The organism is Pseudomonas uvaldensis (assembly GCF_021271205.1).
Classification (GTDB): Bacteria; Pseudomonadota; Gammaproteobacteria; order Pseudomonadales; family Pseudomonadaceae; genus Aquipseudomonas; species Aquipseudomonas uvaldensis.
On record NZ_JAIWKS010000002.1, the window covers coordinates 374,554 to 394,119 of the forward strand.

At 59.9% G+C, this 19,566-nt stretch carries 21 protein-coding genes and 3 tRNA genes; 7 read left to right on the forward strand and 17 right to left on the reverse strand.

What is annotated here, in order from left to right; translation table 11 throughout:
- Window positions 1–37: 37 nt before the first annotated feature.
- From LCU97_RS05070 to LCU97_RS05110, 9 genes are all read right to left on the reverse strand, one after another.
- A complete protein-coding gene (locus tag LCU97_RS05070; RefSeq protein WP_232775740.1) occupies window positions 38–793 on the reverse strand; it encodes an ABC transporter ATP-binding protein in 756 nt (251 codons plus the stop codon).
- Window positions 787–1,842, reverse strand: a complete 1,056-nt coding sequence (locus LCU97_RS05075; RefSeq protein ID WP_053150964.1) for a FecCD family ABC transporter permease — start codon at window positions 1,840–1,842, stop codon at window positions 787–789. The genes LCU97_RS05070 and LCU97_RS05075 overlap by 7 nt, the downstream gene beginning before the upstream one ends.
- Window positions 1,839–3,017 (reverse strand): ABC transporter substrate-binding protein, encoded by a 1,179-nt coding sequence (locus LCU97_RS05080; protein ID WP_232775741.1) that lies wholly within the window; start codon window positions 3,015–3,017, stop codon window positions 1,839–1,841. Before LCU97_RS05080 ends, LCU97_RS05075 begins: the two co-directional genes overlap by 4 nt.
- Window positions 3,018–3,047: 30 nt before the next feature.
- Complete coding sequence (locus LCU97_RS05085) at window positions 3,048–5,477, reverse strand: TonB-dependent receptor (protein WP_232775742.1); 2,430 nt, start codon at window positions 5,475–5,477, stop codon at window positions 3,048–3,050.
- A gap of 87 nt (window positions 5,478–5,564) precedes the next feature.
- Window positions 5,565–6,530, reverse strand: a complete 966-nt coding sequence (locus tag LCU97_RS05090; RefSeq protein WP_232775743.1) for a FecR domain-containing protein — start codon at window positions 6,528–6,530, stop codon at window positions 5,565–5,567.
- Window positions 6,531–7,046: a sigma-70 family RNA polymerase sigma factor gene (locus tag LCU97_RS05095; RefSeq protein WP_053150972.1), complete on the reverse strand. Its 516-nt coding sequence runs from the start codon at window positions 7,044–7,046 to the stop codon at window positions 6,531–6,533.
- 109 nt (window positions 7,047–7,155) lie between these two features.
- Complete coding sequence (locus tag LCU97_RS05100; RefSeq protein ID WP_232775744.1) at window positions 7,156–8,391, reverse strand: MFS transporter; 1,236 nt, start codon at window positions 8,389–8,391, stop codon at window positions 7,156–7,158.
- Window positions 8,392–8,544: 153 nt separating this feature from the next.
- A complete protein-coding gene (locus LCU97_RS05105) occupies window positions 8,545–9,717 on the reverse strand; it encodes a zinc-dependent alcohol dehydrogenase (protein ID WP_053150977.1) in 1,173 nt (390 codons plus the stop codon).
- Entirely contained in the window at window positions 9,717–10,526 is an 810-nt protein-coding gene (locus LCU97_RS05110) for an SRPBCC family protein (RefSeq protein ID WP_053150980.1), read from the reverse strand. The genes LCU97_RS05105 and LCU97_RS05110 overlap by 1 nt, the downstream gene beginning before the upstream one ends.
- Window positions 10,527–10,877: 351 nt before the next feature.
- Between LCU97_RS05110 and LCU97_RS05115 the strand changes: the two genes are divergently transcribed.
- Both LCU97_RS05115 and LCU97_RS05120 read left to right on the forward strand, forming a co-directional pair.
- Window positions 10,878–10,951 (forward strand) — tRNA-Cys (locus LCU97_RS05115).
- Window positions 10,952–11,147: 196 nt separating this feature from the next.
- Window positions 11,148–11,234, forward strand: a tRNA-Leu gene (locus LCU97_RS05120).
- A gap of 67 nt (window positions 11,235–11,301) precedes the next feature.
- Here the strand turns inward: LCU97_RS05120 and LCU97_RS05125 are convergent.
- Window positions 11,302–11,664, reverse strand: coding sequence for an NUDIX hydrolase (locus LCU97_RS05125; RefSeq protein ID WP_053150983.1), 363 nt, complete (start codon window positions 11,662–11,664; stop codon window positions 11,302–11,304).
- 284 nt (window positions 11,665–11,948) lie between these two features.
- Between LCU97_RS05125 and LCU97_RS05130 the strand changes: the two genes are divergently transcribed.
- A complete protein-coding gene (locus LCU97_RS05130; protein ID WP_053150987.1) occupies window positions 11,949–12,137 on the forward strand; it encodes a hypothetical protein in 189 nt (62 codons plus the stop codon).
- An 84-nt stretch (window positions 12,138–12,221) separates the two neighbouring features.
- The gene (locus tag LCU97_RS05135; RefSeq protein ID WP_053150989.1) at window positions 12,222–12,449 is read left to right on the forward strand and encodes a PLD nuclease N-terminal domain-containing protein; all 228 of its coding nucleotides are present in this window, start codon (window positions 12,222–12,224) and stop codon (window positions 12,447–12,449) included.
- Between the two features lie 10 nt (window positions 12,450–12,459).
- Here the strand turns inward: LCU97_RS05135 and LCU97_RS05140 are convergent, their stop codons facing one another.
- The 3 genes from LCU97_RS05140 to LCU97_RS05150 form a co-directional block, all read right to left on the reverse strand.
- Entirely contained in the window at window positions 12,460–12,888 is a 429-nt protein-coding gene (locus LCU97_RS05140) for a hypothetical protein (protein WP_053150992.1), read from the reverse strand.
- A gap of 118 nt (window positions 12,889–13,006) precedes the next feature.
- A complete protein-coding gene (locus tag LCU97_RS05145; RefSeq protein WP_053150995.1) occupies window positions 13,007–13,237 on the reverse strand; it encodes a hypothetical protein in 231 nt (76 codons plus the stop codon).
- 151 nt (window positions 13,238–13,388) lie between these two features.
- Entirely contained in the window at window positions 13,389–13,643 is a 255-nt protein-coding gene (locus LCU97_RS05150) for a DUF6555 family protein (RefSeq protein ID WP_041022040.1), read from the reverse strand.
- A gap of 228 nt (window positions 13,644–13,871) precedes the next feature.
- Here LCU97_RS05150 and LCU97_RS05155 point away from each other — a divergent pair, with 228 nt between their 5' ends.
- Both LCU97_RS05155 and LCU97_RS05160 read left to right on the forward strand, forming a co-directional pair.
- A complete protein-coding gene (locus LCU97_RS05155) occupies window positions 13,872–14,771 on the forward strand; it encodes a polysaccharide deacetylase family protein (protein WP_232775745.1) in 900 nt (299 codons plus the stop codon).
- Between the two features lie 120 nt (window positions 14,772–14,891).
- The gene (locus tag LCU97_RS05160) at window positions 14,892–15,083 is read left to right on the forward strand and encodes a hypothetical protein (protein WP_053151000.1); all 192 of its coding nucleotides are present in this window, start codon (window positions 14,892–14,894) and stop codon (window positions 15,081–15,083) included.
- A 62-nt stretch (window positions 15,084–15,145) separates the two neighbouring features.
- On the opposite strand, the gene LCU97_RS05165 is transcribed toward LCU97_RS05160, so the two are convergent.
- The 3 genes from LCU97_RS05165 to LCU97_RS05175 all read right to left on the reverse strand — a co-directional run bounded on the left by LCU97_RS05165 (window position 15,146) and on the right by LCU97_RS05175 (window position 18,264).
- On the reverse strand, window positions 15,146–16,942 hold the full coding sequence (locus LCU97_RS05165) for a DAHL domain-containing protein (protein ID WP_232775746.1): 1,797 nt from the start codon (window positions 16,940–16,942) through the stop codon (window positions 15,146–15,148).
- A gap of 271 nt (window positions 16,943–17,213) precedes the next feature.
- Window positions 17,214–18,080, reverse strand: a complete 867-nt coding sequence (locus LCU97_RS05170; RefSeq protein WP_082339728.1) for an SPFH domain-containing protein — start codon at window positions 18,078–18,080, stop codon at window positions 17,214–17,216.
- A 96-nt stretch (window positions 18,081–18,176) separates the two neighbouring features.
- Window positions 18,177–18,264, reverse strand: a tRNA-Ser gene (locus LCU97_RS05175).
- Window positions 18,265–18,388: 124 nt separating this feature from the next.
- Here LCU97_RS05175 and LCU97_RS05180 point away from each other — a divergent pair.
- A complete protein-coding gene (locus LCU97_RS05180) occupies window positions 18,389–19,060 on the forward strand; it encodes a Bax inhibitor-1/YccA family protein (protein ID WP_232775747.1) in 672 nt (223 codons plus the stop codon).
- A gap of 68 nt (window positions 19,061–19,128) precedes the next feature.
- On the opposite strand, the gene LCU97_RS05185 is transcribed toward LCU97_RS05180, so the two are convergent.
- The gene (locus LCU97_RS05185; RefSeq protein WP_232775748.1) at window positions 19,129–19,566 is read right to left on the reverse strand and encodes an Lrp/AsnC family transcriptional regulator; all 438 of its coding nucleotides are present in this window, start codon (window positions 19,564–19,566) and stop codon (window positions 19,129–19,131) included.

Here is a 19,566-nt window from a genome sequence, read left to right on the forward strand (position 1 = left end):
GTGGGCCGCGACTGCCGGAGCGCTCGGGCCCGGTGGCTCAGACCACGCTGTCGACAATCACGTGCCGCTCCCCTCTGGAACACTGTTCGATCCTTGCCTCGACCCGGTAGATGTTGCGCAACATCTGCTCGGTAATCACCTCTTCGCTCGGGCCGCTGCCTTGCAAGGTGCCTCGGGCGATGACCAATACCTGGTCGGCGAAGCGCAGCGCCTGGTTCAGGTCATGAAGGGCGATGAACACGATCATCCCGTGCTGACGGGCGAGGCTGCGCATGAACGTCAGGACCTGGACCTGGCGGTGCATGTCCAGGGCACTGGTGGGCTCGTCCATCAGCAGGACCTCGGGCTCGCGCACCAGCGTCTGGGCAATGGACACCAGTTGTTGCTGACCGCCGCTGAGTTCGCCGAGGTTACGGAACGACAGGTCGCTGATACCCAGGGATTCGAGGATGCGATCCACCACCTGCAGTTCGTTCGCTTGCACGACCCAGCCGGGAGCCTGTTGCTTGCGGGCCAGCAGCACTGATTCGTAGACCGTCAACCGAGCGTTGGCGTTGAGGTTCTGGGGCATGTAGCAGATGCCCGCCTGGCCTTTGATGGAACCTTCCAGGCGAACCCGGCCGGGTCCCGGGACAAGACCGGCGATGCGTTTGAACAGCGTGGATTTGCCGGCGGCGTTGGGCCCGATGACGGCGACCACTTCTCCGGCGCAAAACAAGGGCGTGTTGACATTGTCGAGGATCGATCGGCCGCCATACCCGGCGCCCAGATGCTCCAATTGAAGGGTCACCATGACTGCTTCTTCCCGCCAAGGATGAGTGAGATGAAAAACGGCACGCCGATCAGGGAGGTGACCACGCCGATGGGAAAGATCGCCCCAGGTATCAGGGTCTTGCTCACCACCGAACTGGCCGACAGGATCAGGGCGCCGGTCAGCAGCGAGGCCGGCAGGAAAAACCGTTGGTCTTCACCGATCAGCATCCGGGCGATGTGGGGGCCCACCAGGCCGATGAAGCCGATGGTGCCGACAAAGGCCACGGGAAAGGACGCCAGCAGGCTGACCATGACCAGCGTCTGCCAGCGCAGCCTGCGCACGTTGATACCGAAGCTCGCGGCCTTATCATCCCCCAGTCGCAGGGCGGTCATGGCCCAGGCACGGCGAGCGAACAGGGGAAGCGTGACCAGAATGACCAGGCAGGTCACACCCAGTTTCGGCCAGGTGGCCTTGGTCAGGCTGCCCATTGTCCAGAACACCACGGCAGCCACGGCTTGCTCGGTCGCGAAGAATTGAACCAGCGCCAGCAATGCATTGAAGGTGAAAACCAGGGCAATGCCCAGCAGCACGATGGTTTCACTGGTCATGCCTCTGCGAAGGCTCAGTACATGAATCAACAGAGCCGAGAGCATCGCCATCAAGAACGCGTTGAGCGGCACCATGTATTGAGCGATCACGGGCACCAGCGCCACGCCGAACGCAAGCCCAAGGGCAGCGCCGAAACTGGCCGCGGCGGAGAGTCCCAGGGTGAAGGGACTCGCCAGCGGGTTGTTGAGGATCGTCTGCATCTGCGCGCCGGCCAGGGAAAGGGCGGCGCCTACCGCAACGGCCATCAGGGCCACCGGCAGGCGGATGTCCCACATCACCACGCGTACCTGAGGCGCGGCAGCGTCGGGTGTAAAGAGCGCTGTGAGTACTTCTTCCAGGCCGTAGCTGGCTGGGCCAAGGGCCAGGTCCAGCAACACGCTGAACAGCAGCAACACCGTCAGCGCCGCCAGCATCAGCCGCTTTCGCCAGACTTGCTGTCGATAGATCGTACCCAGGGAGACCTCGACACGACCATTCATGGCTGGGCCTGCGCGGGTTTGAGGCTGACGAAGTAACCGGGCTCGTAGGGCAACGGCAGGAAGCGTTCATGGAATTCACGAAACGTCGCATCGGGGTCCAGGTCGGCGAACAGATCCGGATGCAGCCACTTGGCCAACTGTTGGATGGCGATGAACTGGTAGGGGCTGTTATAGAACTGATGCCAGATCGCGTGAAAGCCCTGGGTCTGCTGGGCCTTGATACCTGCGTAGGCGGGGCGTCGGGTATACCACTGGAGTTTGCGCCGGGCCTCGGCCAGATCGGCTCCGGGACCGACTCCCACCCAATGTCCACCGGGGGCGAAGGCTTCCCAGTTGGCACTGGTGATCACGACTTGCTCCGGGTCGGCAACGATCACCTGTTCCGGGTTCAACTGGCCGAAGGTGTTGGGAATAATGGCGCTGGCGATGTTGCGGCCGCCGGCCAGTTCGACGAAACGACCGAAATTCTCATTGCCAAAGCTCAGACAGCAGTCTTCGGTATAGCCGCCGATGCGCTCGATGAACACCTTGGGCCTGGGCGGCTGCCTGGCCTCCAGCACATCGGTGACCCGGCGAATCTGCTGATTGCGAAAGGCGATGAACGCTTCGGCTCGGGCTTCTTCACCGAACAACTGGCCGAACAGGCGCATGGTCGGTTCGGTGTTCTGCATCGGGTTGTTGCGAAAGTCCACATACACCACGGGGATGCCGAGGGCGTCGAGCTTCTCGATGTAGCGCGCATCCTCGGTCGCGTGCTGGGCTTCTACGTTGAGGATGATCACGTCCGGTTGCTGGCTGATCGCTTGCTCGATGTCGAACGTGCCGTCCTCGAAACCACCGAAGGTCGGGATTTGGGCAATGGCCGGATAGTGACGCAGATAGGCACCGTAGGTGTCCGGATCGGACTGGATCATGTCCTTGCGCCAACCGACGATGCGCCGGAGCGGATTGTCGGTGTCCAGGGCCGCCACCAGATACAGTTGGCGGCCTTCGCCGAGGATGACCCGCCGGACAGGAATGCGGACCTGGACCTGTCGGCCTTGAAGGTCGGTCACGTTGGTTTTTTGCACGGTGTCCGGGGCCGTATCGGAATAGGCAAAGCCGCTCAGCAGCAGAGCAACGGACCCCAGGCATCCTGCGATGAACGACGGGCGTGTTCGAGTACTGGATAGCATGTACGAAACCTTGTTGGCGACCGGGAACACTCAGAAGTCGACCGTGGCCGAGAGCAATAAGGTACGGGGCGCGCCTTGGGAGAAGGCTCCGTAGGAAGCGACGCCGGACCAGTATTCGCGGTCGAAGACATTCTGCACCGTGGCGCGGAACGTCGTGGGTCGACCGTCGAGCACGGTGCTGTAGCGGGCGCCGGCATCGAAACGGGTCCAGGGGTCGAGCTCCCGGCTGTTGGCCTGGTCGACATATTGGCTGCCGGTGTAGATCGCGCCGCCCGTGAGGGTCACACCCTGGACCCAGGGGGTGTCCCATTCGGCCCAGAGGTTGGCCTGCACTTCCGGTACGCCCACCGGTTTGTTGCCACGATTAGCCGCGGTGCCGCTTTTGGTCAGCTCAGCGTCCAGCAGGGTGACACCGCCCAACAGGCGGGTGCCTTCGCGGACTTCGCCGAACAGGTTCAGCTCGATACCGCGGTTGCGCTGTTCACCCTCGACCGAAAAGGTATTGTTGATGAGTTCACCACTGGGTTTCTTGACCTGGAACAGCGCCAGGGTTGAGGTGAAGGTACCGTAATCGACCTTGACCCCGACTTCCTGTTGGCGGGAGATGTAGGGTTTGAAAATTTGATCGCCGTTGTTTGCCGTGCTTGGCGCGATGTCGCCCTTGCTCAGACCTTCTATGTAGTTGTAGTAAAACGACACATGCTCCCAAGGCTTGATCACTGCGCCGAACAATGGCGTGGTGGCTTCTTCATCGTAGGAAGGCGTGGTGCGGGCTCCGGTGGTGGTGTTGTAGTTATGCGATTCGACGCGTTGCTTGCGCAGGCCAAGGGTTACCTGCACTCGTTCATCCAGAATCGACATCGTATCGGCCAACGCTGCGCCGGACAGTTCGGTGTCAGAGACTTTCGCCACATCCGGCGATGCAATGGACGGCTTATCGCGTTCTACCGGGTGGTAGATGTTCGAGAACACCGGGGCCCCGGAGTTAATGCCTCGGCGCAGTTCATCGCGATAGCGGCTGACCTGCACCGTCGCGCTATGGCTGACCGGACCGGTGTCAAAGCGAGCCCGGGCGCCGGCGTCCACGGTGTAGCGCTCCACCTCGAATTTGTAATAGCCGGGTGTCGAGCGAGTGTCCCCCGCGTCGTTGAGGATCATGGGCGTCTGGTCCGACAACCGGGCCACATCGGACTTGCCGCCACCGGCGTGCCCGAAGACCGTCAGGTTATCGTTCAGATCGTACTCGCCGCTGAGCAGCGCGGATTTGTCGCGAGTCTTTGACCTGGCCCATTCCTGGGTGACGTTGCTGCGTCCATTGGCGGCGGACGGTATCTCGACGCCACTGGCGATCTGGAACGGTCGGGAAGGCGCGTCCCATTCTTCTTCCTGGCTGATCAGATCCAGGCTGGTTCTGAATCTGTCCCCCTGGTAATCCAGGGAAATCGAACCGATCCCGACGTCCCGGGACTGCTTGTCGATCGCTGTGTCGCCGCCCTGGAGACTGCCGTTGACCCGCACACCGAAGCGTCGCTCCTCGCCGAAGCGACGGCTGACATCGACGTGGCCGCCAGCCTGAGTATCCATGGCGTAGCTGGCGGTGACGCGGGTCAGGTCTTCGTCCAGCGAACGTTTGGGCACGATGTTGATCACGCCACCGACGCCGCTGTTGGGCGACATGCCATACAGCAGCGCCGCCGGGCCCTTGATCACTTCGATGCGCTCGGCATATTCGGTGAATATCCGGTAGTTGGGTGCCACGCCATACACACCGTCGAACGCCAACTCGCCGAGGTTGCCTTCGCCCACCGGGAAGCCACGGATGAAGAATGAGTCGACGATGCCCCCGGTCTGTCCGGTGGAGCGCACCGAAGAGTCACGTTCCAGTACATCGGCGGCGGTCACCGCCTGCTGATCCCGCATCAAGGTCGAGGTGTAGTTGCTGACACTGAACGGGGTGTCCATCAGATCCTTGTTGCCCAGCAAGCCGACCCGACCGCCACGGGCAACCTGGCCGCCGCTGTAGACTGGCTGCAGGTCCCCCGGGCGGGTCTCGCTGGCGTTGATGGTGGTTTCCGACAGGGTCAACTCGCCGTTGGCGCCGCGCTTCTGCAAGGTGTAGCTGCCATCCTCACGCGCCACCAGGTCGAGGCCGCTGCCGGCCAGCAGCCGGGTAAACGCTTCGCGCGCAGTGAACTGGCCGGACAGGCCAGGGCTCGTCAGCCCTTGGGTCAGCGAAGGTTCGAACGACAAGGCGATACCCGCCTGCACGGCGAATGCCGACAGCGTCGGCCCCAATGGACCGGGTTGAATGCTGTAGGACTGACTGGCGACGTTGTCCAGCGTGTTGCCCGTCGCGGCCCAGACAACCGGGCTTGAGGTCGAAATGGCAATGCTGAGCATTGCGCTGCGAATCGCCAGATTCAGCTTGCGATCCGAGCGCAGGAGGCGGGCAACGGGCATGGTGCGATGATCCTGTTCAGAGGGTTTTGTTCTCTAGCCAGCCAGGATCGAAAAAAGTATCACCTGCGCGTGATTATTTTTTCAGGGTCACGCCGGAGCCAACATGAGCCAGTAGTCACCGAGGCGGGAGGTGACGTTGATGGGATAGGTCTGGGTGAGCATGTTCAAGGTGCGTCGGGTGTCGTTGATGGGGAAGGCGCCGGAGATTCGCAGGTTGGCGATGGCCGGATCGCAACGCAGCACGCCGTTGCGATAGCGGGCCAGTTCGTCGATGAAGTCGGCCAGGCGCATGTTGTCCGCCATCAACATGCCACGGGTCCAGGCCAGTGCCGATTTATCGACGGGCTTGACGGCGTCGATGGCAAACGCGGTGAAGCCGCTGCTCTGGCCCGCGCTGACGACTTTTTCCTCGAGGCCCTTCAATTCGATGCGCACCGCGCCTTCCATGACGGCGAGGCGAGTATGTCCGGTTTCTTCACGCACACTGAACCGGGTGCCGAGGGCCTGCATCCGGCCTTGCTCGGTCTGCACTTTGAACGGGCGGGGCACCGGAGAAGGATCCGCCGCGGTCTGAATCAGTATCTCGCCGCGGCGCAACAACAGCAGGCGCTGGTGTGAATCGAAGTACACGTCGATTGCTGTGTCGGTGTTCAACGTGACAAGGGTGCCGTCGTTGAGTGTCAGGTCGCGGCGCTCACCCACCGGTGCACGGTAATCGGCAGTCCATTGTTGCCACTCGTTCAGCTTCCAGCTACCCCAGGCCAGCGGCGCCAGGGCGAGCAGGGCGGCCAGTTTGCCCATGGCGGCCCGTCGCTCGGGATTGCCGGGACGATCCAGCGCAGGCATCGCGAGGGCTGGGGGCAGGCTTTGCAATTTGCTCAGCAACAACTCGGCCCGTGCCCAGGCCTCGCTGTGCGCCGGGCTGCTGGCGCGCCAACGCTCCCAGGCATGGCGTTCGGCATCGTTGACGTTGCCTTCGCTCAGGCGCATCAGCCAGTCGGCCGCTTCGTTGAGGATGTGTGAATCGAGGGTATGGCTATCGCGTCGCAGCATTCAATCCACCAGCATCAGGCAGTGCAGGAAGGCCTGTTTCATGTAGCGCTTGACCGTAATCAGCGAGACCCCCAGTTGACTGGCGATGTCGTCGTATTTCAGGCCGCTGATCTGTGACAGCAGAAATGCCCGCTTGACCGGCCCTGGAAGGCTGTCGAGCATGGCATCGATTTCATGCAGGGTTTCCAGCACCAGCAGGCGTCGTTCCGGCGAGGGTGCTTCAGGCTCGGGCAGCAACGCCAGCGCCTTGAGGTAAGCGCGCTCCAGTGCCTTGCGCTGGAACCAGTTGACCAGGATGCCGCCCGCTACGCAGCTCAGGTACGCCCGCGGTTCTTCAATGACCGCCACCTTCGAGGCGAGAATGCGGATAAAGGTGTCATGCGCCAGGTCCGCAGCGTCCAGCGCGTTACCCAGTTTTCGATAGAGGCGGTTGTACAACCAGCCATGGTGACCGCTGTAGAGGTCTGCGACGGTGCGCAGATGACAATCGTTGACCGCTGACCCTTGATCGCTCATGACTGGTTATATTTTTTTTGATAGTGAGAATTATTCCCAATAGTAGTGGAGGCGCTCGGCTTCATGCAAGGTCCTCTTGCGAAGAGGGGGACGGGCTGGGGGACGGACTCTAATCCGTTCGTGCTTCGCACGCAGCCAGCCCGGCCGGTCGATGGCGCAGCAGGGCCAGGGGGATCAGGACAGCACCATAGGCCACGCAAACATAAAGATAGGTGTACTGCAGGCCGTAGACCTGGCTGAGCAACGCGCCCAGGGAAATGCCAAGGATGGAGGCCGTCTGCGACACACCCTGCACCAACCCCAGCACCTGGCCCTGGCGGCTGTTGTCGGTGCTCTTGGACACGAGCGCCGTCAACACCGGCGTGGTGGCGCCCAGCAGCAGGCCCCAGACGAAATAAGCGAGGGCAAAGACCAGCGGCTGACGCGTCAGGCCGGCCGTGGCCGTCAATACCATGCACCCCATGACGATCAGGGTGATGGCATGCAGCGTTTGTGTCGCGTTGCGGTGTTCGAAGTAACGCGACCAAGACGTGGCGCAAAGAATGAACCCCAGGGCGAGCAAGCCGTAGCAGAGCCCGACCATCGCGTTGCTCACCTCGAAGGTCGAGCTTACGTACAGCGAAAACGACGTCTGCGGCAGCATCCGCGCCAACAACAGAAGTCCCATGATACCCAGCAACGAAATGATCGCCGGGTTGGACCGTTTTACGGGCAGGGAGCTGGATGGCCGGTCGGTATCGGGGGCCTTCTTGATCGGCGGTACATTCGGCAAGGTCAGTGCCGCCACCAGCGTGCACAGCGCGCACAGGGCGGACGCAACGATGTTGATCCAGAAAAAAGAGGCATGGTCCAGAATCAGTCCACCGATCACTGCGCCCATCAATGAGCCGACGTTGGTGGATATCTGCAGGATGGCAAACAGCCTGGCCCGTCTCGACGGCGCTTCGATGCTGACGCCATAGGCCTGGGCTGGGGCGATATAGCCGGCGAACGCACCTTGCAGGAAACGCAGTATCAGGATCACCCAGACGTCGTTGCTCAGCGCCAGACCCAGTTGGGTCAGAGACAACCCGGCCAATGCCCGGATCATCATCAGTTTATGACCATAGCGATCGCCGATACGGCCCCAGAAGGCACTGGTCAGAATGATGCCCAGCATCGGGCCGACATACACCGCAGTACTGGCGAAGCTGAACACAGCGTCATCAGCGGTCAACTGGCGCAGATGAACGGGCCAGAACGGCCCGCTCATCTCCATGGCGCCCATGGACACCAGCTGGATCGCGAATAACAGGTAAACCAGTAATCGGACGCTCGAACCCTGGGAAATACCGGAGCGGGGCATGGACTGACTCTTGAAGGCGGATGAGGCTGTGTCTTATCCGACAGAGTGTCGATCCTGGCAAGGAAAAAATACCTCGGGATATTCCCTGCCGGGCATCGGATGTCTTGCTGCTGACCGATAGCCCGGCAACCCCTGGGCCCATGCCGTAGCGCATCACTCGGGCCGGAATACGGCCCGCAAACAGTTCTCGCGCTTGTCCTTGAACATTTCGTAACCCTGCACCGATTGCTCCAGCCCCATGGGGTGTGTCAGCAAATAGGAAGGGTCGAGTTCGCCTTTGCGGATATGTTCGAACAGCCTCGGCACGTAGCGTTGCCCAGGCTGCTGGCCCGAGCGCAGGGTCAAGGACTTATTGACGATCGCTCCCATCGGAAACTTGTCCAGCAGGCCGCCATACACCCCGACCACCGACACCGTGCCGCCCTTGCGGCAAGCGCGGATCGACTGACGCAGCACGGTTCCGCGCTCGGTGTGCAGGCGCATCATCTGCTTGGTCTTGTCGTAGTAGTAATCGACCTCGGTGCCATGGGCTTCCATGCCGACGCAATCGATGCAGCGATCCGGACCACGGCCACCGGTCAGTTCCAGCAGGGCAGCATGCACGTCAGTGGTTTCGTAGTTGAGTGTGATGGCAGCCGCTTTTTCTTCCGCCAGGCGCAAGCGATCAGGGAAGCGGTCGATGGCGATCACCCGTTCCGCTCCCAGTAGGTAGGCACTGGAAATCGCCATCAGACCGACCCCGCCACAGCCCCAGACTGCCACCGTGTCGCCGCGCTGAATATTGGCGTTATCGGCGGCGAAGTAGCCGGTGGGCACTGCGTCGGAGACAAACACCGCCTGTTCGTCGCTCACACCGTCGGGAATCGTGAACAGGTTCACGTCGGCATACGGCACGCGGATGTACGTCGCATGGCTGCCCGCGAAACCACCGAAGGCGTGGCTGTAGCCGATGATGCCGCACGCCGGCTGGCCGTAGGCGATGTCCGTGGCTGTGGGGTTGGGGTTGGAGTTGTCGCAGCAGGAGAAGTCCGAGCGCTGGCAGTGCTCGCACTGGCCGCAACCGAGAATCGACACCGTGACGACGCGGTCACCTTTCTTGAACTGCGTGACGGCCGCTCCGGTTTCCACCACTTCGCCCATGAATTCGTGGCCGATAATGTCGCCGGCTTGCATGGTCGGCACGTAACCGCCCAGCAGATGCAGGTCGGAACCGCAGACCGAGGACAGCATCACGCGCACGATGGCGTCGCGGGGATTGAGAATGGTCGGATCGTCGACTGTGTCGACTTGCAGTTTGTTGGGGCCTTGCCAGGTCAATGCGCGCATCAGACAGTTCCTCCTGTGGACGGGGCAGTGGACGGGGCGGTTGCCGGGTGGATGAACAGGAAATCTTCCGTGCCCTGGGGACGCATCCTGTTGGTGGTGACTTCACCCGTTTCCAATTGCTGCTTGATGCCGCGAAGCAGGTTCAGCAGGGCCTTGTCCGAGAACTTGGAGATGGCGGCGGCCAAGGCATACCCGGCTGCCCCGAAAGATGTCTTGCAGGCAACGATGACTTTGATCTGCGTGCCCCGGCCGCTTGGCGCGTCGCTGAAATGCATCTGGATATCGTGTTTGAAGCGCGTATCAGGTCCGGCAATCCAGTGCAGTTTGCGACCCTCCTTGGGTTCTTGCTGTTCGAGCACGCAATGCAGGGTTCTGTCCTTCGGGCCATGAGCCGTCCAGCGGTAGGTGCGTTCGCCGGTCTGCTCGATCTCATCGACCCAGGGCACCAGCGCGCCCAGGTTGGCGGGGTTGCGGCAGAACGCGAAGACTTCCTCCCTGGGCTTGCCTATGGTGACGCTGCGCGAGATCACCTTACTCCCGTCCCAGCCTCGATCCTGCTCGAAGGCCTGTTCGAACGGCGTATGGGTCAGCGCCTGCTTCACCCGGCAGGTGCCCGAATAAGCACGCCAGGCCGCACAAGCCCCCAACAATACTTGCGGCCAACCCTTGAGTCCGCCTTGGCGCAGGCCGTTGGCAATCAGCAACGTACCGGCCAGCAGTGACACTGCACGTTCAGGTGTGTCGAGATTGGGTCGCGACGGACTCGGTACCGCAGCCCGGCTCGCAACCAGTGGTGGACGTTCGGTCATGATGATTTTCCTTATAGAACCGGAGGCGACATAAGGAATGAACCAGTGGGACGGCGGTCGTTCCATCGACGTTCACGGTTTCCGATGAGGCGGTGTCGCCCGGTTCTGGCGGTGATGGAAGCGCCTGCCGTGCGAGTGAACCGGGGGAAAGGAGGTCGACGCGCCGAGCGATTTTTTTTTGAAATCAAGGGGTTGTCAGCTTTGGGAAATGAGTACATAATTGCGCCCATCGAACGCATTGAGAGGTAAAAAAACTCAATGTTTTCAAGGAGATAGCGCTTTAATCAAGCTGAATCTCTCCTGATCAGGTTTGTACACGGTTGATGGTTTCATTTACATCAAGCGTACTGAGGCCGAATAGCAAAATGGTTATGCAGTGGATTGCAAATCCACCTACGCCGGTTCGATTCCGACTTCGGCCTCCACTTTCAAAAAGCTCTGTAGATCTTTGATTTACAGAGCTTTTTTATTTACGCAGCAATGAAGGTTTTTGCCTCGAAAGAGCATGAGCGACCTTGCTTCGTCGGGGAGGGATGTATATATTTCGTCCCTTCTGTTGCACCGGCTTCGATCCTGTCAGATCCGCTATCCGACAACGCCACGAAGCCTGGCCGCGCTACCGCCCGAATGGCGAAACTGGTAGACGCATGGGACTTAAAATCCCCCGCTCGTAAGGGCGTGCCGGTTCGATTCCGGCTTCGGGCACCATTTAGAACAAAGGGTTGCATGTTTTTCATGCAACCCTTTTTGTTTGCCGATTTGCTGGTGGAAAACGTTACAACCGTCGCCGAAACGCTTCCAGAATCTCACGTGTGCCTTTTTTCATCTGCACCTGTGCAAGGGTATCCAGCGGGCACCAGAAACAATCGCTGATTTCATTTTGCGGTCTGGCCGCACTGACATCGCTGACCGAAACCTCGAAGACATGATGTTCAGTGTCGCCATCATTGATACGCATCAGGTAAAGCAGGTTTTCGGCCCCGAGCCCGGTTTCTTCCTCAAGCTCTCTGATCGCTGCGTCGGCGTGGGTTTCGCCACGCTCGACGGCTCCGCCCGGTAGCGCCCAGCGGCTGTTGGGTTTGCGGACCAACAGGATCTGGCGGTTTTCCTGGCAGATGACGGTCGCTCGAATTTTCATGGGCTCGTCCGGCAATGGCTGTCATAAAAATGAAATATAACTGAAATATAAGGCGCGGGTCTCGTTCGCATGCCCAACGATTTTCCGGCTCCTTAGCGGTACGACCGCGGCCAAGCGGGAAAGACTGACATTGATTTCGATCCATGAGGCTGCGGCGGCGCATTTCGTCTGAGTCTGTGAGGCCACATGCATCGGCTGACCGGCCATCGCCTAAAATGAATCAGATGGGAAAAACGGCATCCATGTTGTGTGGATAGTTACCCCGGGCAGTGGGGAGAGGCCAGATGACCACTGTTGAAGACTTCAAAATCAAGTCCCATGAGCTTTTAGTGGAGCTCGAGACGGCGACATCGGAAATGATGTCCCTCATTTGCGCGCACCAGATGACCGGAACGGCCTGGGAAGAGGCTGTCAGGCGTCAGCATGAAGCCTATGAGCAATGGGTCGGTTATCTAAACGAGCGCTCTACCTAGTGGCCCGTGCCAGCAAGGGCAGATTCTTTGAACGGTGCCGCAGTGCCCATGCCTAATCCATAGACTTCACACGAGGATTAGGCCATGTCTGAGTTAGCCAGCTATTTCTGGATTGCCGTTGCGGTGCTTTTGCTGCTCGTGGATCTGTGGGCGATCGTCAGTGTCTTTCGCAGCGACAAGTCGGCCGGCACCAAGGCCGGTTGGGCCCTTTTGCTGATCATTCTGCCGGTATTGGGCTTGATCATCTGGGGTGTGGCCGGGCCGCGAGGTGTCAAGGAAGGACCGTCGTCGCCGGAGCACAGTAAAGGCTAGTGCAGGCGCGTCAGCGGTTCTGCCAGCGGCCACCATTGGTTTCGCAGTCTTTTTGCGCTTGCTGCAAGTGCTCGGCACCGTAGTGGTACCAAGTGACTCGGGCGTTGTCGGGGATGTTGGCCGAGCCGCCCGTGGTGTCTTTGCTGGTCGAACGCGGGTTAGCCAGGGCTTCCTGGGTGAGCCTGGCCTCGCATGTCGCCACATAGCCTTCAGCGCAGCGTTCGACGGGCGTTTTCCTGGTGCTCAGGGTTCCCTTGCTTTCGTTGCTGCACGACCAGCCGATGGCCTCGGCGGGGACGCCTTTGTATTCATAACAGCTACGGGTTTCGATTTCCGACACCGATTGGCTCTGTGATCGGGTGATGACATCGCAACCTTGCGCCATCACGACGGTGGGACTCGAGCAGGCCACCCACAGCAGCAGGACTTTGGCGTTCATGATGAATCTCCTTTGGCGTTTTTTTGCCCTTGTTTCAATATCGAGGGGCAAAAACCCGCTGCGTTCCATCGGCTTTCAATGGATAGAACTCAGGAGAACGCGTGTCTGACGCGTAACGCTAGCGAAATTTGGGCAAGGGTCGTTCGACAGGCTTGAGCGATGACAGGGCATGCTGGATCGACGGAGCATCCTTTTCGATGTCGTTGAGCCGGTCCCGGATGCGCACGGCGGTAGGATGGCCACCGTGATGGTCGACCCAGTCGGCGATTTCCTTGCAAGCTGCCGTCAATCGGGCCTGGCGCGAGTCCAGCAAGGTGAGCAGGGTGGTGATGGACTCTTTCTCTGACATGTCGCACCTCCGTTTTCAGAATTGTTCAGGCAGTACGAAGCCCGCTGCAGGCGGGTCGTACTGTCGATTAAGCGTAGTTGAGTTATTGGCGTTGTGCCGCAGGTTCCGGCGCCCGACTGGACAGCCGGGCGCCGCAGACCGGTTCGTGGGGTCAGCCGGATTCCTTGATCCAGCTCGGCGCGACGCTCGCACGCCAGCGCACGTCCGTGATGCCATATTTCTCTGCAAGGGGTTTGGTGACCCGTTTGACCTTTTCTCTCCCGAATTTGGGGATGCGCCCGACACCCGCGTCGCAACTGGCCCAATGCCAAGCCTCGGAGTTATTCATCACTTCGGCGCGAATGATGAATGACTTCGGTTCGCCATGGAGCATGTAGTCGATGATGTAAAGCGATGGCCCGCCCATAAATCCTCCCTAATTTAGTCCTATACGGATGGATGCGGAGGCGTCCGGAAAATTCCATCGGATTTCCAGGCGGTCGGAAAAGGGCGGGATTGAGCGGCGGCAAGCGGAGCGCACCGATAGCGTTCGCTGTGTGGAACCAAACACGGTTAACCTTCTCCAAGGTGGGCTTCGGCACCCCGGGCCAGGGATCGAAGGCGAGGCTATGCAGTGTTAATAAGAAGGTAAAACATGAGGAATATCGCCTGGGTGCTGGTCATTATGGTGCTTGCTTGCGGTTTGTCGGGGTGCATCGGGGCGCCCATCGAGTTGACGCCCCAAACCGAACAACGCCTGCGTGCGCAACCCCCGATCCGTTTCCTGCTGACGTTCGATGACGGACCCAGTGCATCGTCCTTCTGGAACCCGAGCCTGGATGTGTTGGACGCTCTGGCACATAACCCGGTGCAGCCTGGAATCAAGGCAGTGTTTTTCGTACAGACCCGTGCCCCACGTGCCGGCGACAGCGACATCGGGCGCTCGGTCATGCACCGCGAACAGCGTGAAGGCCACGTACTGGGCTTCCATACGGCCACCCATTGGCATACCAATCACCGGTTCCTGGATCCCGACGAGCTGGAGCAATCCCTTGTCAACGGTGGGGCCGATATCGCTGCGATTACCGGCTCCGCTCCGACGCTGGTACGACCGCCATTCTGGAGTTACGACAGGCGAACCTTCGCGGCCTATCAGCGACATGGCATGCACGTGCTGCTGACTGACTTGAGTGCCAACGACGGCAAGGTCTGGGGATTCACCGCCAGTCCACGGCGGCGAATTAACATGGTGCGCCAGCTTTCTGAAGTACGTGAGCGCATCGCCGCCGGCCAGATGCCGGTGGTGGACGGGGTGATTCCGGTGGTGGTGACGTTCCATGACCTGAATCGCTATACCGCTCGACATGCTCGTGAGTACCTGCAAATCCTCCTCGACAGCGCCCGCGCCACTGGCGTGAGAACCGATGCCAAGCCCTTTTATGACGATCGCCAAGCGCTTGAACGAGCGGCCATGGCCCGTACGGTACGGGAAGCGGGCCAGCCTGTGCGCCTGCCGGGCCTGTGGAACTGGATATGGGACTCGAACGCTCACTGACCAGGCTTCGGCATCAAGAGATGTTACGACGCCCGGTTGGCATCCCGGTGCGAACTGAGTGTAAGGTAGGCGACGTAACTCTACGTTGGACGTAACCCTGGTTTATCCGAGGAGGTGACGATGAGTACCGCGATGCTGACGAAAATGCACATCAACGGCTATGACGTTCTCAGCGTGAACAGTGGACCCTGGAGAGTGTGTACTCAGGCTGATCGGTTGGGTTCATTCGCTTCGCGTGAAGAGGCGCTGGCATATGCCGCCGCGTTGCCGGCCAGGAAAAGCCGCCGCGTTCGGACAGTGAACGATAAATAGCCCGCTGGTCCCCGTGGGAGCCTGGCTTGTCCGCGATGACCATTGTCATCCGCCCCCGAGGCTCAGGCTTCCACCAACTCCAGCGGAATCTCCAATGTGAACAAGGCACCTTGCCCTGGTCCATCGCTATGGACAAGGAGACGGCCGTTCATTTCAACGGCTGCCAGCGCGCAACTGTGCAGACCGAACCCATGACCATCCTTGCGGGTGGTGAAGCCGTGGTTGAAAATGCGGGCCAGGTTTTCAGGCGCAATGCCTTCACCGCGATCCTTGACGCTCAGACATAGCGTGGTGTCATCGACGATTCGTATCCCCAGGGTTATCTCCCGTGGATGGTCGCTGACCTTGGACATGGCGAACTTGGCGTTGCTGATCAGGTTGATCAGGATCAGCAGCAAACGGTGTTTGTCGCCCATGATCGTCGGGGCGTCCTGGTAATCCTTGATGACGGCCACATGGTGCCGGCTCAGCGCTCCAGCGTTCATACGCAACGCGTCTTCGAACAGATCACCGATGTTAACCGGTTCGATCAGTCGCGCAGCTCCGGCATAGGTCTGCTGAGTGGTGACGATTTCCTTGATGTGATCGACGCTTTTGGTCAGTTGCGCCAGTTCCTCGATGAGCAGTGACTGCTCGGCGGCTATGGATTCGACCAACTCGTTGAAGTAGCGGGGCAGCAACTTGCCTTTTTCGTCGTGCGTCATGAATTGGCCAAGATCCTCGGCATGTTCATTCATCATCCTGACCGCTTTTCCCAGTCCCTGCGTCCTGCTGTTCTTAAGCTTGCGCGTCACCAGCTCCGCTGAAATATTCACGCTGTTGAGGACGTTCCCGACGTTGTGCAAGACATTCGTGGCGATCTCCGCCATGCCGGCCATTCGAGCAGCCTCCACCAGTTCACGTTCGGCTTCCATGAGCTCGCGGGTGCGCTCTGCCACGCGCTCCTCCAGCCGGTCGTTGGACAATTGTAACTGATGGTTGATCTGGTTGATGACGGCGTAGCTGCGAACCAGTCGCACGGCGAGGTAGATCATCAGCAACGCCATCAGGCTGGCGCATACGGCAAGGTAAATATGATATTGCCGGTCCGTTGCGGCGGTCCTGCGTTGTGTCTCGTTCAATAGCTCATTGATGTTATCCAGTCCCTGGGCGACGGGAATGACACTGATACGCTCGAGCAGATCGTTGACGATGGGCTGTTCCTGGAGGATGGTCCTGACATGCCGCGTAAGTGTGATGAATGGCGACTGCTGTGCGGCGGGCAACTGATGGATGTAGTTGTCCAGTTCGGTTAGCTGCCCTTGTAATTCCCGGGCTTTGTCCGCCGAGACATAAAGCGCATATTCCAAGGTCGTCAGCGTTAGATCGAGGACGATGTTGGCTGCAGCCAAGCGCTCCGAGGCGGCTGGGCTGTTCATTTCGCCCAGCAGGTTCTGAATCTCGTCTTCCGCGGTCGGCAGCGCGTCCAGGGCTGCGCGCAAGCTTGTGTTGTGCTGCTCGAACTCATCTACCAGCACGGTCTTGTTCTTCACCGCGTCGACATAACCCTGGCGCCTGGATGCCCAGAGCGTTGCCAGCGGACCGGTGCTGTTGAGTTGCTCCAACTGCTGCCATCTATGGTCCAGGTCAGGTGGGGGGCTCAACGACAGATCGTTGTTGACCCCGATTTTCTTTTTCAGGATCTTGACGTTCCAGTTGGCGTCGGATTGTTTGAGCTGCCGGACGAAATCACGGGACTCGAAGTAAGTCGTTGTGTCGTAGGTGTAGGACTTGATCAGGAAAAACATCAACGCCGAAAAAATCAGCAGCGCGACAGCCAGAAGGGCAGGCCACTTGTATTTCTGAATCAGTATCGTCACAGGGGGCTCCTGTTCAGGGCTGTGGTCGGAAAAGGCGGCAGGTACCTGGGGCGGGCAGGTTCTCGGGGGGCTTGATGCGATGGGATGAGGCGGTATAGATGGGGTAATTGTCGCGTTGGTCGGTCTTGGCCTGGGTACACGTTGAGCTCCCTGCTGACGCTGGATTCGGATCGTCACTCAAGCCAGTGTAGCGCTAACGAAGCGGACGGCCGTGTTGGCCGGGAGCAGGTCGAAACGAGGGGCGCGGCCAGGGCAGGCCGCGCCGCCGGGGTCATCGGTTGTCGGCCCGGGTGTCGATGAAGGGCAGGGCACCGCTGGGCAGGACGGTGGTCGGCAGCACCCCATTCCAGCGTTCGGCCTTGGTCAGCTCCACCAGGTTCTGGTTGCTGGCCAGAGCCTGGGCCCGGGCCTTGATCGCTTCGGCTTCGGCCTTGCCGCGAAGCTCGGTAGCCAGGGCGTCGGCCTTGGCCTGGGCAACTTGCGAATCGGCTTCCGCCTGGGCCTGGGTGACGCGGATCTGGGCCTGGACCTGTTCGGTGGCGAGTTGTTGCTCGCGGGTCTTGACCTGGACTTCAGCCGCCATGCGCGCTTCGATGGCCTTTTCGTAGGCGTCGCTGAAGTCGATGTTTTCCACCTGTACGCTGTCGATGATCACGGGCCCGGTAATGGTCGATTTGATGGCGGTGGAAATGTCATTGACGAGCTGGACGCGGTTCTGCACGGCGGCGACGGCGTTGAACTTGCCGAAGACGTTTTCCACCTGCGTAGGCACCTGCCGGCTGATCATCCGGTCCCGGATGCCTTCGAGATCCTTGAATTGGGTGTAGACCTTCGCGACATCGGAAGGCGCGATATGCCAGGACACCGAGACCTTGAGCTCGGCGGATTGCTGATCCTTGCTATAGGCCTGGAGGTCGTCATAGGAGGTGACCTGGCTCTGGATGCTGATCAGACGGACGGATTCGATCATGGGCATCTTGAACGACAGTCCGGGTTCCACCACCCCGACCAGCGCACCGTTGCGCAGCAATACACCGCGCTCGGTTTCGTCGACCGTGTACCAACTACCGAAGACTACGAATAACAGGATGAAACCCATGATGGCCGCAACGAGGGAGCTGATGGTCTTGCTGGTCACTTTTTCTTTCCTTGTAGGGTTGCCGAAGACTGCGATCTTTTTCCGAGCGTCAGACACGAAAAAGCCCTGAATAATCAGGGCTCTAACGTATGAATATGGCGGAGGCGATGGGATTCGAACTCATGGACCTGTTACAGTCGACGGTTTTCAAGACCGTTGCCTTAAACCACTCGGCCACACCTCCGTATTGCATTGCGGGCGCCATAATACCCGAATGAAACACACTGTCAAACTCTCTACGTAGCTTGTTACAGAGCGTCTGTTATGATCCTTGCCACTGAATGTTTCAAAACCGGAGGAGTGTCGCCATGCGCGAACAGGATTACGCAGTGAACAACAGCGTGCAGGCCGAGCAGCTAGAGGTTAGCCGTGTCCTGCGCAACACTTATGGCCTGCTGGCACTGACGCTGGCTTTCAGCGGTGTGATGGCCTATGTCGCCCAACAGATGCGTGTCGGCTACCCGAACATCTTCGTGGTGCTGATCGGCTTCTACGGCCTTTTCTTCCTGACCAACAAGCTCCGTGATTCGGGTTGGGGCCTGGTGTCGGCGTTTGCGCTGACCGGTTTCATGGGCTTTCTGCTTGGCCCGATCCTCAACCGCTACCTGCAGATGCAGGGTGGGGCCGAGCTGGTCAGCGCGGCGTTTGCCATGACCGCACTGGTGTTCGGTGGGCTGTCGGCCTACGTGCTGGTTTCCCGCAAGGACATGAGTTTCCTGAGCGGTTTCATCACCGCTGGCTTCTTTGTATTGCTGGGCGCGATGCTGGCCAGCTTCTTCTTCCAGATCAGCGGCCTGCAGCTGGCGATCAGCGCCGGTTTCGTCCTGTTCTCGTCGGTCTGCATCCTGTACCAGACCAGTGCCATCATCCACGGCGGCGAGCGCAACTACATCATGGCCACCGTCAGCCTGTATGTATCGATCTACAACCTGTTCGTCAGCCTGCTGCAGTTGTTTGGTCTGATGGGCCGCGACGACTGATCGCTCTGTCACATTGGAAGCCCGCCTTTCGGCGGGCTTTTTTTTGCCCACGGAACCTGCGATTGCGCTCAGTTCATCGGTGGCAAGCGTCGCTTGACCGGTGTCTTCTTGACGATGGCAGTGTTGGTTTCGGCCAGCACATTGAGCTTATCCAGGAGGGTATCGAGTTGCTCCATGGAACGGACGTGGAGCCGGGCGATGAAGCAATCATCGCCGGTCACCTTGTCGCACTCGGTGAGTTCAGCGATGGCCTGGATTTGCCGTTCCACCTCCTGCAACTGCCCCGGCAGCGGGCGTATGCGCACAATCGCCTGGAGCTGGTAGCCGAAGCTTTTCGGGTCAACCTCAACGGTGTATCCCCTGAGTACACCACGCTCTTCGAGTCGGCGAAGGCGCTCGGCGACGCTGGGGGAAGACAGGCCGCTCAGGTTCGCCAGGGCCTTGAGGGAGAGGCGGGAGTCTTCCATCAAGGCAGCGATTAGGATCTGGTCGATGTCGTCGGTCAT